This window comes from Clostridium facile, assembly GCF_014297275.1.
Classification (GTDB): domain Bacteria; phylum Bacillota; class Clostridia; order Oscillospirales; family Ruminococcaceae; genus Massilioclostridium; species Massilioclostridium facile.
The window spans coordinates 2351744-2369953 of record NZ_JACOQK010000001.1; the positions used below are offsets into that span (position 1 = coordinate 2351744).

An 18210-nucleotide genomic window follows, 5' to 3' on the forward strand; every position below is an offset into this window, starting at 1 on the left:
ATGAAACAAATTTTAAAGAAATTATCATTGGGCGAGAGCTTAACACTGGAAGAAGCAAAGTACGCAATGGATAAAGTGTTAGATAACGGAGCCACTTATGCGCAGATTGGGGCATACCTTTCCTTGCTCCGCCAAAAAGGGGAAACAGTGGAGGAAATCACTGGTTCCGCAATGATGATGAAGGAAAAGGCGATGCACATCAATCCAAAAGTTTCAGATTATATTGATTTTGTAGGAACTGGTGGAGATGGCGTCAACACCTTTAATATTACGACCACCGCCGTATTTATCACAGCAACGGCTGGGGTTTCGATTGCCAAACACGGAAACCGAGCAGTTACCAGTAAGAGTGGCAGCATCGACCTGTTAGAAAAGCTGGGAATCAATATGGATGTTACCCCAAAACAGGTAGAGGAATGTGTGGACCATACAGGTATGGGCTTTATGTTTGCCCGTAGCTTTAACCCCTGTATGAAAAACGCTTCTGTGGTTAGGAACGAGTTGGGGTTCCGTACAATCTTTAATATTTTAGGGCCAATTTCCAACCCCTCCAACGCAAAAGGACAGTTGATTGGGGTGTTCGACCCATATATGACCAATACCCTGGCGACTGCTATGCTGACCATGGGGGTTCAGAAAGGAATTGTGGTTTGCTGCAATGGCATTGATGAATTTACCACAATTGGAGAAAATAAAGTTTCTGAAATTAAGGACGGAAAGGTGATCGACTATATGGTGACACCGGAAGTGTTCGGGTTCCAGCGTGCTGGAATAGAGGATATCAAAGGAAGTACTCCAGAAGAAAACGCGGAGATTACCAAACGGATTCTTAGCGGGGAAGAACAGGGGGCGAAACTGGATACTGTATTGCTCAACGCCGGAGCTGGAATCTATATTGGAGGAAAAGCCAGCTCGATTGCAGAAGGTGTATTGATGGCGAAAGAACTGGTGGAAACCGGAGCGGCACAACAAAAATTACAGGAATTGATCACCTTTACCAATAGTTTGAAAGGAAATAAATCATGATTTTAGATGAAATTGTGGCGAAAAAGAAAATCCGACTGCAAGAGAGAAAAGCAAAATTTCCTTTGGAACAGTTGAAACAACAGGCACTAAAACTGCAACGGAAACCATTGGATTTCCAATATGCCTTGCGGCAGGAAGGGCTATCAATAATTGCGGAAGTGAAAAAAGCATCTCCATCCAAAGGGGTAATCCGACCAGACTTCGATCCACAGGCAATTGCGCGGGCGTATTTAAAAGCTGGTGTCCAGGCTATGTCTATTTTGACCGAGGAAGATTTTTTTCAAGGCTCGGATGAGTATTTTAAGCAAATCCGTTCTTTTGCGAATACCCCGTTGTTGCGTAAGGATTTTATCATAGATGAGTATCAGATTTATGAGGCGTATTGCATGGGAGCGGATGCAATCCTGCTAATTGCCGCTATTTTAGATAATACTACCATGAAACGGTTTTATAATATCACTACTACTTTAGGGATGCACTGCTTAAATGAAGTACACGACCAACAGGAACTGGAACGGGTTCTAAAGTTGGGATTCCCGATTGTAGGAATCAACAACCGCAACCTGAAAACATTTGAAGAAAAGCTGGAAACTACCGGAGAATTGAGAAATAGTATCCCCTCTGACCGGGTGGTGGTTTCGGAAAGCGGTATCCGTACGCCGGAGGATATCCAAATGATTGCAGGGTATCAGGTGGATGGAGTTTTGATAGGGGAAGCATTTATGAGAAATCCGAATGTTACGTTAGCAGTGGAACAGTTGAGAGGATCCCAATGACAAAATTTAAATTATGTGGTTTACGAAGCATAGAGGATATTGAGATTGCAAATCGGTACCATCCCGATTATGTAGGGTTTGTGTTTGCACCAAGCAAACGCCAGGTCACAAAAGAGCAGGCAAAAAAGTTGATTACACAGTTAAATCCTGCTATCTTACCAGTAGGTGTATTTGTCAACACTCCTTTAGAAGAATTGTTGGAAATTTCTCATACAGCAGAGTTAAAGGTAATTCAGTTACATGGAGAAGAATCACCGGAACTGGTAAAGCGGTTAAAACAAAATAGCAGTTGTGAAGTCTGGAAAGCCATTCGGGTAAAAAATGAGGAATCTGTAAAGGGCTTAGAACGGTATCAAGCTGACCGGTATTTGATGGATGCTTATCAGTCTGGTGCATATGGAGGAAGCGGAAAACAGTTTCAGTGGGAGCTAATCCAACATCTTCCAAAGGAGCGCCTGATATTGGCGGGTGGCTTAAACCGAAAAAATTTAATAGAGGCTGTGACAACAGTCCGCCCCTATGCAGTGGATTTGAGCAGCGGGGCAGAAACAGATGGCCATAAAGATGAAAGTAAAGTAAAACAGTTAATTGAGTTGATGAAAGGAGTTTCATAAAATGGGTAACTTAGGAAGATTTGGAGAGTACGGCGGGGTATTCGCGCCGGAAACACTGATGCATGCGTTGCAGCAGTTGGATAATGTGTATGCGGAAGCAATGAAAGATCCAGAGTTTTTGAAAGAACTGGAATTTTATTATAAAGAGTACGCAGGTAGACCTTCCTTGCTGTATTACGCAGAAAAGATGACAAAGGATTTGGGAGGCCCTAAAATTTATTTAAAAAGGGAAGATTTGAACCACACTGGTTCCCATAAAATCAACAATGTACTGGGGCAGGCATTGCTGGCAAAGCGGATGGGCAAAAAGAAAATCATTGCGGAAACCGGGGCAGGGCAGCATGGCGTAGCTGCTGCCACTGCTGCCGCATTGTTTGATATGGAATGTGAAGTGTTTATGGGGAAGGAAGATACGGAACGCCAGGCATTAAATGTGTTCCGGATGGAATTGCTAGGCGCAAAGGTAACCCCTGTTACCGCTGGAACAGCCACATTAAAGGATGCTACTAGCGAGGCGATCCGAGCTTGGGCTGCCCATGCGGACGACACTTTTTATGTATTGGGTTCTGCGGTAGGTCCTCATCCATATCCAACCATTGTTCGGGGATTCCAAAGTGTGATCAGTAAAGAAATCAAACAGCAGTTAAAGGAAAAAGAAGGAAGGCTGCCTGACTGTGTCGTTGCCTGTGTTGGTGGAGGCAGCAATGCGATTGGTACCTTCAGTGAATTTATTGATGAACCATCTGTGAAACTGATTGGTGCAGAAGCAGCTGGAAAAGGAGTGGACACCGAATTACATGCCGCTACCTTTGCAAAAGGGCAGTTGGGGGTATTCCACGGGATGAAATCCCTGTTTTTGCAGGATGACAACGGCGGTATTATGCCAGTTTACTCGATTTCCGCTGGTTTGGACTATCCGGGCGTAGGGCCTCAGCATGCCCATCTATTTAAAACAGGTAGGGCAGAATACTATCCGATTACTGATGATGAAGCGGTTAATGCTTTCCGGTATTTGACCAGGGTAGAGGGGATTATTCCAGCGATTGAAAGTTCCCATGCAGTAGCCCAGGCGATAAAGCTGGCAAAAATAATGACAAAAGACCAGATTATGGTCATCTGTTTATCTGGTCGTGGAGACAAAGATGTGTATTCTGTAGCAAAATATATGGGGGTTGAGCTCAATGAAGAATAGAATTGATTTAAAATTTGAACAGTTAAAGCAAGAGGGGAAAAAAGCGTTTATCCCATTTATCACCGCAGGGGACCCAGATTTGGACACCACTATTGAACTGGTGTTGGAAATGGAGAAACAGGGGGCTGATTTAGTGGAACTAGGGGTTCCATTTACTGACCCTATGGCGGAAGGTCCTGTCATTCAAGCTGCAAATTTACGTGCATTACAACACGATGTTTGCATTGACCGTTTGTTTGAAATGGTACAAAAACTCCGCCAGTCCAGCCAAATCCCCATTGTATTTTTAATGTACTATAACAGTCTACTTCACTATGGGGCAGAGCCATTTTTTGCTGGCTGTGCCAAAGTGGGTGTAGATGGGATTATTGTTCCCGACCTGCCCTATGAAGAAAGTGACGAGATAGAGGAGTATACCAACAAATACAATGTATATCAAATCAGTTTGGTAGCCCCAACCTCCTTGGAACGAATGAAAGGGATTATCGCTAAATCAAAAGGATTTTTGTACTGTGTTTCCTCTCTTGGGGTTACTGGGATGCGAGACCACATCAACACCGACTTAAACGAATTTTTCCATAACATCCAAACCTATAGTACGATTCCAAATTGTATTGGCTTTGGAATTTCTACACCGGAACTAGCTGCTGAAGTAAAACAGTACTGTGATGGAGTCATTGTAGGCAGTGCGATTGTAAACCGGATTGCCAATGGCAAAACAAAAGAAGAAAAAATCACATCTGTTGGCGAGTTTGTTGGCAATATGTGCAAAGCTGTAAAATAAATTCAACTAATTTGTTGTATTTGTCGATTCCTATCCAAATAAACCTGTATAAATTACACAATTTCTCTTGACATAACATGGTTTCCGTAATAAAATAAAGATATGGTGCGTGTGAAAGACGTATCGTTCCTATTATCGATAGATTTGTGTTTATATTTATAACTGAAACCGACGGTTTGGGACGTCGGGGTTCCTAAATAAAAAATGATGATTCAATTTCAATATAAAGATAACAATCGTATTGTAAACTGTATCACTTTTGTTTAAGTCCGTACACGAGGGTGTCTTGTTATAAAAAATAGAAATAGTTGTTTTCCCAGGGAGTAGTGTTTTTTCTGGGAAAATACTGCTTTATCAAATAGATCGATTGCGTAGTGCGCACCGCTAAAACATTTTGAAAACTATTACAATCCTAATACAGGGTAATCTAACAAAAAGGAGGTTTATTTGATTTGGAAACAGTTTTATGGTGTGTGCTAACCTTTGTTGTGTCAGGCGCGCTTTGTGGCTTTGTTGCCGGTTTTATCTCCTTTAAAAAAGGAATTGCTTACCGCAAACAGGTTGCGGAAGGGGAACTGGGAAGTGCAGAAGAACAGGCAAAACGTATTTTAGAAGACGCAAAAAAGGATGCATCCTCCAAAAAGAAAGAAGCATTGATTGAAGCAAAAGACGAAATCCATAAATTGCGCTTGGAAGCCGACCGGGATATTAAAGAGCGCCGTAATGAAGCAAACCGTATGGAACGCCGTTTGCAGCAAAAAGAAGAAACACTTGACCGCAAGCTGGATAATTTTGAAAAGAAAGAAGAAATCTTACAAAACAAAATTAAAACAGCGGATAAAAAACTGGAAGAAGCCGAAGTAATCAAAACCCACCAGATGGAAATGCTGGAGAAAATATCCGGTTTAACAGCAGAACAGGCAAAAAACCAGCTGCTGGAAAGTTTGGATAAAGAACTGGTACATGAAAAGGCTTTAAAAATATCTACTTATGAACAGCAAATCCGGGATGAAGCAGAGGATAAAGCGCGGCAGCTGATCTCTTTAGCGGTATCCCGTTGTGCTGCTGACCATGTGTCAGAAGCAACCGTTTCAGTTGTAAACTTGCCAAATGATGAAATGAAAGGCCGTATCATCGGCCGTGAAGGTAGGAATATCCGTACCTTAGAAACCTTTACCGGAGTTGACCTGATTATTGATGATACCCCTGAAGCAATCACACTTTCTTGTTTTGACCCAGTAAGAAGGGAGATTGCCCGCCAGGCTTTGGAACGCCTGATTGCAGATGGACGTATCCATCCTGCCCGCATTGAAGAAATGGTGGAAAAAGCACGTAGGGATGTTGACCAAACTATCCGTTCGGAAGGGGAACGGGCTGTGATGGAAACCAATGTACATGGTATTCACCACGAACTAGTAAAATTAATTGGTCGTTTGAAATACCGTACCAGCTATGGACAGAATGTATTAAACCATTCGATTGAAGTGGCTCATTTGGCTGGTATGATGGCAAGCGAATTAGGTGTGGACGCAAATACTGCACGTCGTGCCGGCTTGTTGCATGACATTGGTAAAGCGTTGAACCACGAAATTGAAGGGTCCCATGTGGAAATTGGCGTGGATGTATGTAAAAAATACAAAGAAAATCCAGAAGTAATTCACGCAATTGAGGCACATCATGGCGATGTAGAACCAAGAACAGTAATCGCCTGTATTGTACAGGCTGCGGATGCTATTTCCGCTGCACGTCCAGGTGCTCGCCGTGAGAACTTAGAAAATTATATTAAACGTCTGGAAAAACTGGAGGAAATTGCTGACTCCTTTGAAGGGGTAGAACGCTCTTTCGCCATTCAGGCAGGCCGTGAAATCCGTATCATGGTAAAACCAGAAGTGATTAAGGATGATGGCATGATTTTAGTAGCACGTCAGATTGTTCAGCGCATTGAAAATGAACTGGATTATCCTGGGCAGGTAAAAGTAAACCTGATCCGTGAAAGCCGTGCAGTGGATTATGCAAAATAGTATCAAATGGATTAGGTAAATCTAATTTGATTTTATAACAAATAGTATAGAAAAACTGCTGTAAATCGTTACAGCAGTTTTTTTAATGGTGTCTTTTGACGTGGGAAAATCCCCTAGTTTGAGTGGAGAAGAAATAAAAGTAGTGCAAGAATTATAATGACCAGCTTTATGCGAGTTGAAAAGAGGCTGTATGAAAAAGTATAGCGAATGAAAAGCCAGTGCGTGTGATGCAATCATATTATTTAGCTATCCCCTTTTAGGGGCTGTATAAGCCACTGATTCGACTATATTGAGAAAGTTATACTGGAGAAGATGAAAAAAGAAATAAAACGAAACCATATAAACGGATAAAATGATAACGATACAGAACTGAAAATAATGTTGGACTGTTACAGGACTATGGTACGCTTACTTTTTGCTATAAAGCGAAATTAACATTTAAACAATTAGTAATATTTTTGATGTCTATACAAAATAAAACTAAAAGATAAGATTAGAGAAAATTTCTAATGATAAATTAGGATTTAAAAAGTAATGTGTATGAAAAACAATTAATATTTGGTTAACGAGTAAAGTATCCGTATGGCATTAATAGAAAAAGGATTTGAAAATACATCAAAAATTTGGTATGATAGAGTTATCCAATGAGAAATTGTAACATCAGTTTAAAGGTTGATTTATAATCCAGAAAAGAGGGATTCTTTTGACAAAAGAAACCAAAAAAAATATATTAAGTTGGGTGATTACCATTGGTGCAGCGGTATTAGCCGCAATCATCTTAAATAGTTTTATTATTTTAAATGTTTCCATACCTTCTTCATCTATGGAACCTACCATTTCAAAAGGGGATCGTCTGATAGGCTTTCGGCTGGCATACCTGACTTCTGACCCTCAACAGGGGGATATTGTGATTTTCAAATATCCAGATGATGAAAAGCAAAAATTTATTAAACGGATTATTGGTACACCAGGAGATACTGTGGAAGGGATTGATGGCGTTGTTTATGTCAATGGGGAACAACTTTCTCCAGACTATACCGATATTGCCATTCGGGAAGATTTTGGACCGTTTGAAGTGCCAGAGGATTCTTATTTTATGATGGGGGACAATCGGAATGACTCCTTAGACTCCCGTTATTGGAAAAATACATTTGTGAAACGGGATAAAATTCTTGGGAAAGCAGAATTCACCTTTTTCCCAAAAATAGAGTGGCTCGGATAAGGAGGAATAGATGGAAAATCTATCCAATATTTCAACAATTAAAGCAATATTAACCAAACATGGTTTTACATTCTCCAAATCATTGGGGCAAAATTTTTTGGTAAACCCCAGTGTGTGCCCTAGGATTGCGGAACAAGGAGGCGCTAAACAAGGTGTCGGCGTAATTGAGGTTGGAACGGGGATCGGTGTCTTAACCAGTGAATTGGCGCAACGGGCTGATAAAGTGGTTGCGGTGGAAATTGACCAGCGGCTGTTACCGGTTTTAGAGGAAACCTTATCTGATTATCATAATATCAAAATCATCAACCAGGATATTTTAAAGGTAGACCTCCACAAATTGATCCAGGAAGAATTCGCAGGGATGCAGGTTGTGGTATGCGCTAACCTTCCTTATTATATTACCTCTCCTGTTATTATGTATTTGTTGGAAAGTAGGTTGCCAATTGATGCTGTTACCGTGATGGTGCAAAAAGAGGCTGCCATCCGTATTTGTGCCCAGCCTGGAACCAGGGATGTAGGTGCTGTTAGCTTGGCGGTGCGTTATTTTAGCGAACCTCGTATTTTGTTCCAGGTATCCAGAGGAAGTTTTATGCCTGCGCCTAATGTAGATAGCTGCGTTATCCGGCTGGATATTAAAAAAGAAACGCCACAGAATATACTGGATGAAAAGCTGTTTTTCCGTTTGGTAAAAGCGGCGTTTTCCCAGCGAAGAAAAACTTTGGTGAACCCAGTATCCGGCAGTTTAGGGGTGGGCAAACCCCGGTTAAAACAATTGATGGAGGAATCCGGAATAAAATCTACTGCCCGTGCGGAAGAATTGACGATGGAACAGTTTATCCAGCTTGCAAACGGGATTACAATGTTGAAAAAATAATAAAACGAATAAGCGCAAAAACCCTCTATGGTAGGATCGTACTGCCCCATATTGTGCAGACAGTACAAAAAAGACCCGTGGTGTAGGAATATTAAGTTTTAGTAGGAATGGCACAGTGTGAGCGGCACTACTCCTGTTTTAATTTGGATGCGTTCGTGGTTGTAGAAATGGATATATTGGTCAATTATTTCTCTCTGACTTTTTCCTGCCTGAATTATTTCCTCGATTTCTGGTAATATTTCCTGCCCGTGCGTGTAATTTCCTTTTTGTACAGTTAAGCTCCCTGATGTATCTATTTTCCTACATCAGGGGGCTTTTGTCTATTATCCGTTTTTGCTGGATCTATTCAATCCTACCATAGAAGGTTTTTATGATATCAATCAATGTAAAGATATTTTAGGGTTTCTACTGTAAAAGGAGAAATGTTATTTTAAGAAGGACGCAAAACAAGGAATAGTATTTCATTTTATGTATTAGAAAAATCACAATAGAAACCAGATAATCAATAGTTCACACAAAAAATAAAAGGATATTCTCTCCATAGTAGCACGAATCTCTTTTGAAATATCTAGTAGTATGTTGATTTCGCAAAAATATTTTGGTGATTTTTGTCGATTTACTATATAGCTATTTGTTATCCCTTATGCTACAATAAAAGCAGGAAAAGGAGGCATTTATGATGAAAAAGAGTTTAAAAGTAGGAGTATTTGTTTTATGTTGTGTTATGGTGACCCTTTGTCTAACTGGATGTGTTTTTGGCAATGTTAATCAAACCCTTACTCTAGGCGGGGAATACGCATTGTTGCTGAATAATGGTTCTTGGTATGATGAACAGGGAAATCTGGTTTTACAATTGGACGAATACCGTGGATGTACGATTGCGGGTGACCAGGAAATATATCGAGGCGGATTTTTTGTGGATACTGATTTTACCTGTTATATTGAAGATGATACTGTGGTACCAGAAACGACAGAATCAACAGGAAATGGGTTGTTAGTGTTTAATTTAAACGATGGGCCTCATGTTTATGAATGGACGGACGAATTAAGTTCTGATTCCGAAACCTGGCATTTTGAAATTGGCTCAAAACAAAATGAGAATATTTTGTATTGGGAAGGAAAAATTTTGCATCAGGAGGTAGAGGGAACAGACGATAATGTTCCTACTTTGGGGATATAACAATTGATTTTTCTAAGCTGGTAACAGTTGTGAAAAGATGGATGTTGGTATGGATATGTGTTATGCTTGCCGTTTTGTTTGAATTACCAGCATTTGCGGAAGAACCAATATTAAAGTGGAATGAATCCGGATTTTTATCCTTAATGAAATCTCAGGACTTTGTGGAAATTTCTGCATTGGAAGAGGATATTTTGGAAGAAATCAGTGATAATTTGCTGGGGCTGGAGGATGTGGAAAAATCCGATATTGTTCCGGAATTGATTGATTATGAAAACGCCTATTGCTGTTTTGTTATGTCTGACCCATTTCTTTTAGGAGAGTTTTCCACAGAAGATTGTATACGAGAACTGCGTTATACCACTCATATTTGGATGATTCCAATCTGTTGTAAGGGGTTTCGGATTACAATCCAGTGTTTTCCAAGGGATTATCCTTTTTTAGCGGATAGCGAAAAGGAAAAGATGGAGAAATCAGGGAGAAGCTGGGTGGTTGGTGAATTCGCGTTAAACTATGTGCGGTATTCATCAGGTATGGATGTAGCGGAAGAATTTCAGATGCGTTCCAGATGGTATGGCGTTGATCCAAACCAGCCAAAATTATTGTTTTATGGCGCAGAAAAACTAACTGGAACATTGGGTGTGACAGTGGAAAACAATCAATTATCCCAAGGAATTTTGTTAGATGGTTCTTACCCTATCGGGTCGGAGTATATAAGGTTTGGACAAGGATCGGTGAGGGAATATCAAATTGGAAAATTTTATAATTTTTCGGAGATGGCAAAAAGATTTCAACAGGTAAAAGCAGAGAAGCAGGATTTTCCCCATTTGAATAGTATCTCGTACGTTCAAATCCTTTTGCTCGTGTTAGTTGGGATTGTTTCGATTTTGGTAGCGGTGTGTATCATCCGTTTTAAATTAACATGTGAGTGACCTTTATGGACGAGAAGGTGGTCGTATGAAAAAGATTTTATCCTGCTTATCTTGTATGCTACTGCTGTTTTCTATCCTAACAGCGTGTTCATCCGATGTGGAAACAAGGGAACTGGTATGGAATGAAAATGGATATGAATCATTGCTTCAAGCAGAAGAATTTGAGAAAATACAAAAGCTTTCAGGGAGTATCTTAAGTGAAACCCGTACCATTATCCGTTCCAGTAATTTAGATATCACCGTTGAAAAAGAAAATATTCATTTTAAATTGGCATACAAATCTTATATGGTAAATCCATTAAAACTAGAGGATTTGGAGCAGGAGTTGCCTCGTGCGGAATATGCTTGGAATATTCCGGTTCTCACCGATAATGGGCATTTTATTGTGAGCTGTCGTTTGAACCGAAAATTAAACACAAATAGCAAAGGGCTGTTGACCGATTCCTCCCTCCGCATAATTGCCAATCAGGAGGTCCGCTGGCAGACCTCATTATCGTATTATTATCCAAACGCTTCCAAGTTACCAACGGAAATACTGGATGACGCTTTGATCAATACGAATTTCGATCAGAGGGTACATAAAATATTTTTTGGCGATTGTAATAAGATGAGAGGATTGTATAGCCTCGTTTTACAGGATAAAAAACCTGTTTATATGGTTCCAATTAAAGATTTTAGTGTAAGCGGTATAGAAAAAATATCAGGAGATATGAAATCAGCCGGTGATTTTATAGATGGACAGCGCTATACCTATAAGGACTTTGCGGAACGGATAAACCGCGTAAAAGAACATAAGCACGTTTTCCCTTACGGAGGAGAACCTGGATTAATTACGAACCCAACCAGGCCGAAATTTTTAGAAGGCATTAAACCGGAAGGAATTGTTTTACTGATTATTGTAGCGGCGTTTCTTCTGACAACTGGAGGAATATTGGTTTACCAGAAGGTAAAAGATAGGGTTCGATAATAGAAGGGCGATGTTGATTCGCCCTTATTTTGATAGGAATTGATCATAGTAGACTTATTGTTTCCAAAAAAATGAATAAAAACAAAGATTTGGAAGCAAAAATTATTTTTGTTTTTTTGAGAAAAAGAGAAAAATTTATTTGATAAAGAAATAAATTCTTGGTTTATTTATGAAAAAACGTTTTATTGCAATGTTAGGAATGATTCCTATATAATATATACAAAATAAGTATAGTTTGTTGCAGAAAGTTTGGCGTACAATTGTTTGACATTATTCTTGTGGTTTGTTAAGATATTAATGCGAGATAAAGGATGGACGGAATAGTTCTTTATCGAAGGAAAGTGAACAAAGGCAGTCATACAAAAACAGGAGGGAAAATACATGGATTTTGTAACAGGAAAATGGAACAAAGAAATCAATGTACGTGACTTTATTGTAAGAAACTACACACCATATGATGGTGATGACAGCTTTCTGGTTGGACCAACCGAAAAAACAAAAGACCTCTGGCAAGAAGTAACCGATTTAATGAAAAAAGAGCGGGAAGCCGGCGGCGTATTGGATATTGACGAAAAAACAATCTCCGCTATTGACGCATATGCTCCAGGCTATATTGATAAAAACCTGGAAACAATTGTTGGCTTGCAGACTAACGAGCCTTTAAAACGTGCGATTATGCCTTACGGTGGAATCCGTATGGTGGAAACTTCCTTAAAAGCATACGGCAAAGAGATGGATCCAAAGGTTGCACGTGTATTTAAACACAGAAAAACCCATAACGACGGTGTATTCGATGTTTATACCGATGAAATGAGGGCAGCTCGCCACTGTGCGATTATCACTGGTTTACCAGACGCATACGGCCGTGGAAGGATTATTGGCGACTACCGCCGTGTTGCTTTGTATGGGATTGACAAGTTAATCGAAGAAAAGAAAATCGCAAAGAAAAACTTTGCTTTTGACTATATGGACAGCCCAACCATCCGTCAAAGGGAAGAACTTTCTGAACAAATCCGTGCTTTGGAAGCAATGAAGAGCATGGCTGCAAGATATGGCTGTGATATCTCCAAACCTGCTACCAACACACAGGAAGCAATTCAGGCGGTATACTTTGGCTACTTGGCAGCAGTAAAAGACCAGAACGGCGCTGCAATGTCCCTAGGTCGTGTATCTACCTTCTTGGATATTTACGCGGAAGAAGATTTGAAAAACGGTACCTTTACCGAAGCACAAATCCAGGAATTTGTTGACCACTTTATTATGAAGCTGAGAATGGTCCGCTTCCTGAGAACCCCTGAATACGATGAACTGTTCAGCGGTGATCCAACCTGGGTAACAGAATCCATTGGCGGTATGTGCAATGATGGACGCCACATGGTAACAAAAATGTCCTTCCGTTTCTTACACACCCTGATCAACCTGGGCCCAGCTCCAGAACCAAACCTGACTGTCCTGTGGTCCGAACGTTTACCAGAAAACTTCAAAAAATACGCGGCTAAAATTTCCATTGAAACTTCCGCGATCCAATATGAAAACGATGACATCATGCGAGATAAATACGGCGATGATTATGGTATTGCGTGTTGTGTATCCGCTATGAGAATCGGAAAACAGATGCAGTTCTTCGGCGCGCGTTGTAACCTGGCAAAAGCATTGCTGTACGCGTTAAACGGCGGTAAAGATGAACGTTATAACATGCAGGTTGCTCCAGAAATCGCTCCAGTTGGGGACGGCCCACTGAATTACGATGAAGTAATCCGTAAATTTGACTTTATCACCAGCTGGCTGGCAAAATTGTATATCAATACCCTGAATGTTATCCATTACATGCATGATAAATATTGCTATGAAAAAGCGCAGATGGCATTGCACGATGAAACTATTCTGAGGACAATGGCAGGCGGTATCGCAGGTTTATCCGTAGTAGCAGATAGCTTGTCCGCTATTAAATACGCAAAGGTTACCCCAGTTCGCAATGAAGACGGTTTAATCACCGAATTTAAAATTGAAGGCGATTATCCGAAATTCGGAAATAACGATGAACGTGTAGATGAAATTGCGGTTCAAGTGGTAAAAAGCTTCATGACAAAACTGAGAAAACACAGCACCTACCGTGAATCTGTTCCAACCATGTCCATCCTCACCATTACTTCCAACGTGGTATATGGTAAGAAAACTGGTTCCACACCAGATGGACGTATCGCAGGGGAACCATTTGCACCTGGTGCAAATCCAATGCATGGCAGAGACACCAACGGCTGTGTTGCTTCGATGAAATCCGTTGCGAAACTTCCATATGACTATTCAGAAGATGGAATTTCTTATACCTTCTCAATTGTACCAGGTGCTTTGGGTAAGGAATTAGATCAGCAGGAAAATAATCTAGTAACCCTGTTGGATGGATATTTTGCGGATGAAGGGCACCATATTAATGTCAATGTAATGAACCGTGAGGTTCTGTTGGACGCTATGGATCACCCAGAAAAATATCCTCAGCTGACCATCCGTGTATCCGGCTACGCAGTAAACTTTATTAAACTGACCAGGGAACAGCAATTGGATGTTATCAACAGAACATTCCATGACCGTTTCTAATCTGCTTAGAATAAGATGATATTGTAGTGATGATCCTGCGCAAGATGCGTGGGATCATTCGTTTGTAAGGGAAAGTCAACCAATTTGGTGTAGTATGATCGGGAGGTAAACATGGCTGGTAAAATTGGAAGAATCCATTCGGTAGAAAGTTTTGGCGCAGTAGATGGTCCCGGCATCCGTTTTATTGTATTTATGCAGGGATGCCCATTGCGATGTAAATTCTGCCACAATCCGGATACCTGGAACCCAAAGGACGGAACGGAAATTGATACAGAAACCTTGGCAAACCAAATAGAATCCTACCGCAATTTTATTAAAAAAGGTGGGGTTACGGTATCCGGTGGGGAACCCTTATTGCAGACTGAATTTGTTGCTGACCTATTAAAGCGATGTAAAGAGAAAGGATTCCACACTGCCATTGATACTTCTGGAGGAATCCCTCTGGAGAAAGCACTGCCAGCATTGGAACAGACAGATATGCTGCTGTTGGATATGAAGGATATTGATACCGACGGCGCAAAAGAGCTGACTGGTATGGGAAATGAAAACGCTAAAGCTATTTTGGAATACTGCCAGGAGCATGGCAAACAGGTATGGCTGCGCCATGTGGTTGTCCCAGGTTACACATTGGATCGTGATAAACTGGAACGATTGGCTGATTTTGCGAAAGCTTATTCCTGCATCGAAAAAGTGGAGCTGCTGCCATTTCACAAGATGGGGGAATATAAATGGAAAGAATTGAGGGAGCCTTATTCCTTGGGAGATACACAGGAACCAACCAAAGAAGAAATGACGTGGGTAAAAGAGATTTTTACCTCCCGTGGATTGCAACTAAACTAAATCAACAAAACCCCTTTCACACAAGATTATCTGTGGAAGGGGGTTTGTTGGTTTTTTTATGAAAGAAAATTTAAAGTAGAGAAAGCGATAAAAACTTTTTTATAAAAACGAATAGATATGGCGCTGGGGTTTTATGGGCATTTTGTTACAAGTATGATTCGTGTTAATCCAATAATAAAATAATGGAAAAATAAATCTCTCCCATGCGATAAATGATTTTAAAAATGATGTCATTCAGCACTTACCAAAACCCTAAATAGTTCCGAAATATTTCCTTTCGAGGAAAGCAGTTGGAATCCGTTTTTTTATTGTTACGGTCTTATCAAAAAAATTTTATCTGTCGATGAGAATAAAATCTTTCACTTTAAACGTGGAGTAAAGTAGGAGCTAATAGGAATCGTCTGGAAATAGAACAATTTTATAGAAACGGAAATTTCTATATTGATTGCGCGACAAGCGAGGTAAGTAATATGTTGAGGGGGGATTACCCATAGGATATCTTTGGAGTATTGAATCCTTTCTATATAGCATGATCCCACCAAAATAACAAAAAACCTATTATCAGATAAGGGATACCTGATAATAGGAAGAAAACCAGTATTACCGGTTATATAACTGGAGAATCCGGTTGGCGATCATCAGAGGGGAATCAGAGGCATCAATCGTATAACTGGAATTTTTTTGATAGAGTGGATAACGTGTTTGGTATAGTTCCAATAGTTCTTCCTTGGTGCGGGAATGGGCGTTAGGACGATTGGAATCTCCTGCAATCCTATGATAACAATCCTCAAAAGGCGCATCTAGAAACAAGACAATTCCATTTTGTTTTGCCAGCGTACCATTCTGTTCTATTGTCATAGCGCCGCCACCTGTAGCAACGACTAAGTTTCCTTGATGAGATAGCTCCCGAATAGCTTCTGTTTCGTATTGGCGGAAAGTCTGTTCCCCAAATTGGGCAAAAATCTGTGGTATAGTGAGGTGATGCTTTTTTTCGATATAATCATCCATATCCACAAAGCTTCGCCCCATCATCTTGGAGAGTTTCACGCCAATAGTAGTTTTTCCGCATCCCATAAATCCACATAAGTAAATTGTTTTTGCCATAATATCATTTAGTCACCAAACTGGGCTGTGACCATTTCCTCCATTTCTGCAACCAATGCCTGAATATCCTGTTTGGAATAGCTGGCGTCCTCCCAAATTTCGTGGGAAACAGCCGCCTGCCACACCAACATGTTCATGCCACCCATGACTTTTGCTCCATTGGCTTTTGCCAGTTTCATCAATTGAGTTTCCCGTGGGTTGTAAATCGCATCAAATAGGAATGCTGTATTTCCTGCAACTTCTGGAGAAACGGGACATTCGTCGTTATGGGGATACATACCACTGGGGGTCGCATTCAAAATCAAGTCGTATTTTCCAGTAACCGCCTGCAAAGAAGTGATGTGTACAGAGGATTCTGGAGAAAGTAATTTGATATTATTATAAGTATTTTCTGCTTTTTCATAGGAAGATTCCCTGACAGCAATCGTCAAATCGCCCCCAGCCAAAGCGGTTTCGATTGCCATCATCCTACCAGCACCACCGCAACCTAATAGTAGGACTTTTCCAGTTAAATCAGTGCCCAACATTTCGATGGAACGGAGAAAACCGGTTACATCGGTATTATAGCCAATATTTTTTTCACCACATTTTACAACATTAACCGCCCCATACCGTTTGGCAGAAAGGTCTAGCTGATCCAAATGGCGTAACATTTTAATTTTATATGGGATTGTAATATTAAATCCATTGAGCTGGAAGAGTTGGTCCGCTACATCGTCAAATTTTTCCAAAGGGATATCCTGAGCAATATAATCCGCATCCAGGTTACCAGATAATTCAAATAAACGCTTATGGATCGGTGGGGACATGGTATGTCCCAAAGGGTGCCCTATTAAAGCGTAATGTTGTGTTGACATAAACTGATCGCCGCCTTATTGAAGTTTTGCCAAAGCTGCTTCCACCGTTTTTTTGTTTTCCACATTCACAGCAGTGACATCTTTTAAAGTCTTTTTCACAAGCCCTGTCAGGACTTTGTTTGGACCTAATTCTACATAGTTTTCAAAGCCAGCTTGTTGGAGAGCGTTTAATTCTTTCACAAACTGTACTGGGGAAACCAGATGGGAAGCCAGATAGCTTGGCATATCAGAAAAGTCTTCCAATTTAGCACCTGTTAGGTTTGCGTAAAAATCAATTGCGGGAGTATGGAAAGAAATACCGGAGATTGCCTGTTTAAAACGATCTGCAGCTGGTTGCATGAGTTTGGAATGGAACGCTGCATTAACATTTAGTTTTGCGGCACGGCGAGCTTTGCCCTCAAAAGCAGTTACAGCAGCTTCTACTGCTGGGGTTTCTCCAGCAATGACCGTTTGAGCAGGGCTGTTATAATTAACTGGTACCACGTAGCCATCAATGGATGCACAGATCTCCGCAATGGTATCGCTGTCCAATCCTAAGATTGCATACATGCTGCCATCCTGATGTTCCGCACATTCTTGCATGGCGGCAGCACGTTCTTTGATGACACGGAAGCCATCTTCCAGGGATAGCATACCACTTGCTACCATAGCGGCGTATTCCCCTAAAGAGTGTCCGGCGACTGCTTCAAATGGGATGCCTTCATTTTCCATTAATTCCAATACTGCAAGGGATGTTGCCATGATAGCTGGCTGCGCCACGCCGGTTTTTGCCAGCTCAGCTTCTTCCCCGTCAAAGCAGATTTTTGCTAAATCAAACCCTAAAATATCGCTTGCACATTCATAAATCTGCAAGCTGGCGGGATTCATTTCACAGATTTCTTTTCCCATGCCAGAGTATTGGGAACCTTGGCCGGAAAACAGGTAAACAGTTTTTTTCATAAGCGTTTCCTCCCTTATAGCTGCTTTACAATCATCCTGTTATAAGATAGACAATATAGCGAAAATATGAAAAAACAATGAACTAATCACCGCTATGATGTGAACGCAGTGTTAAAGATAGAACACGTTTTACCAAAAGTACCCTAATTTTATTGACAAAGCAGCAAGTTGCTAATATGATTATAATTGAGATTTATTATAAGTAATCCAGTTGAATAAAATTTTAACATACATAGGGCAAAAATTGCAAGTGGATTTTCATATAAATTGATTATATAATAGATAATATT

Annotated in this window: 16 protein-coding genes; 13 read left to right on the forward strand and 3 right to left on the reverse strand. The window is 40.6% G+C overall.

Going from position 1 to position 18210, the window contains the following annotated elements; all coding sequences use genetic code 11:
• From trpD to pflA, 13 genes are all read left to right on the forward strand, one after another.
• Nucleotides 1-1026 carry an anthranilate phosphoribosyltransferase gene (trpD, locus tag H8Z77_RS09730; RefSeq protein WP_186996886.1) on the forward strand — a complete coding sequence of 342 codons (1026 nt, stop codon included), beginning with the start codon at nt 1-3 and terminating at the stop codon, nt 1024-1026.
• Nucleotides 1023-1802, forward strand: coding sequence for an indole-3-glycerol phosphate synthase TrpC (gene trpC / locus H8Z77_RS09735; RefSeq protein WP_186996887.1), 780 nt, complete (start codon nt 1023-1025; stop codon nt 1800-1802). Before trpD ends, trpC begins: the two co-directional genes overlap by 4 nt.
• Nucleotides 1799-2416: a phosphoribosylanthranilate isomerase gene (locus H8Z77_RS09740; protein ID WP_186996888.1), complete on the forward strand. Its 618-nt coding sequence runs from the start codon at nt 1799-1801 to the stop codon at nt 2414-2416. Before trpC ends, H8Z77_RS09740 begins: the two co-directional genes overlap by 4 nt.
• Nucleotide 2417: 1 nt before the next feature.
• Nucleotides 2418-3608, forward strand: a complete 1191-nt coding sequence (gene trpB, locus H8Z77_RS09745; protein WP_186996889.1) for a tryptophan synthase subunit beta — start codon at nt 2418-2420, stop codon at nt 3606-3608.
• Nucleotides 3598-4392 carry a tryptophan synthase subunit alpha gene (gene trpA / locus H8Z77_RS09750; protein ID WP_069987930.1) on the forward strand — a complete coding sequence of 265 codons (795 nt, stop codon included), beginning with the start codon at nt 3598-3600 and terminating at the stop codon, nt 4390-4392. The genes trpB and trpA overlap by 11 nt, the downstream gene beginning before the upstream one ends.
• A 488-nt stretch (nt 4393-4880) precedes the next feature.
• The gene (gene rny, locus H8Z77_RS09755) at nt 4881-6413 is read left to right on the forward strand and encodes a ribonuclease Y (RefSeq protein WP_270740011.1); all 1533 of its coding nucleotides are present in this window, start codon (nt 4881-4883) and stop codon (nt 6411-6413) included.
• A gap of 703 nt (nt 6414-7116) precedes the next feature.
• Nucleotides 7117-7635, forward strand: a complete 519-nt coding sequence (gene lepB, locus H8Z77_RS09760) for a signal peptidase I (protein ID WP_186996890.1) — start codon at nt 7117-7119, stop codon at nt 7633-7635.
• Between the two features lie 10 nt (nt 7636-7645).
• Nucleotides 7646-8509, forward strand: coding sequence for a 16S rRNA (adenine(1518)-N(6)/adenine(1519)-N(6))-dimethyltransferase RsmA (gene rsmA, locus H8Z77_RS09765; RefSeq protein ID WP_069987936.1), 864 nt, complete (start codon nt 7646-7648; stop codon nt 8507-8509).
• A gap of 679 nt (nt 8510-9188) precedes the next feature.
• Nucleotides 9189-9689 (forward strand): hypothetical protein, encoded by a 501-nt coding sequence (locus tag H8Z77_RS09770; RefSeq protein ID WP_186996891.1) that lies wholly within the window; start codon nt 9189-9191, stop codon nt 9687-9689.
• Between the two features lie 29 nt (nt 9690-9718).
• Nucleotides 9719-10618, forward strand: coding sequence for a hypothetical protein (locus H8Z77_RS09775; RefSeq protein WP_186996892.1), 900 nt, complete (start codon nt 9719-9721; stop codon nt 10616-10618).
• Between the two features lie 25 nt (nt 10619-10643).
• Entirely contained in the window at nt 10644-11585 is a 942-nt protein-coding gene (locus H8Z77_RS09780) for a hypothetical protein (RefSeq protein ID WP_186996893.1), read from the forward strand.
• Between the two features lie 381 nt (nt 11586-11966).
• On the forward strand, nt 11967-14180 hold the full coding sequence (pflB, locus tag H8Z77_RS09785; RefSeq protein WP_069987949.1) for a formate C-acetyltransferase: 2214 nt from the start codon (nt 11967-11969) through the stop codon (nt 14178-14180).
• A 111-nt stretch (nt 14181-14291) separates the two neighbouring features.
• Entirely contained in the window at nt 14292-15020 is a 729-nt protein-coding gene (gene pflA / locus H8Z77_RS09790) for a pyruvate formate-lyase-activating protein (RefSeq protein ID WP_069987951.1), read from the forward strand.
• A gap of 600 nt (nt 15021-15620) precedes the next feature.
• Here pflA and H8Z77_RS09795 read toward each other — a convergent pair.
• Genes H8Z77_RS09795 through fabD form a run of 3 tightly spaced genes read right to left on the reverse strand, consistent with a single transcriptional unit; the run spans nt 15621 to nt 17920 of the window.
• Entirely contained in the window at nt 15621-16124 is a 504-nt protein-coding gene (locus tag H8Z77_RS09795) for a shikimate kinase (RefSeq protein ID WP_076939120.1), read from the reverse strand.
• Nucleotides 16125-16132: 8 nt separating this feature from the next.
• Nucleotides 16133-16981 (reverse strand): shikimate dehydrogenase family protein, encoded by an 849-nt coding sequence (locus H8Z77_RS09800; protein ID WP_186996894.1) that lies wholly within the window; start codon nt 16979-16981, stop codon nt 16133-16135.
• Nucleotides 16982-16996: 15 nt separating this feature from the next.
• Complete coding sequence (fabD, locus tag H8Z77_RS09805; protein WP_186996895.1) at nt 16997-17920, reverse strand: ACP S-malonyltransferase; 924 nt, start codon at nt 17918-17920, stop codon at nt 16997-16999.
• Between the last annotated feature and the right edge of the window lie 290 nt (nt 17921-18210).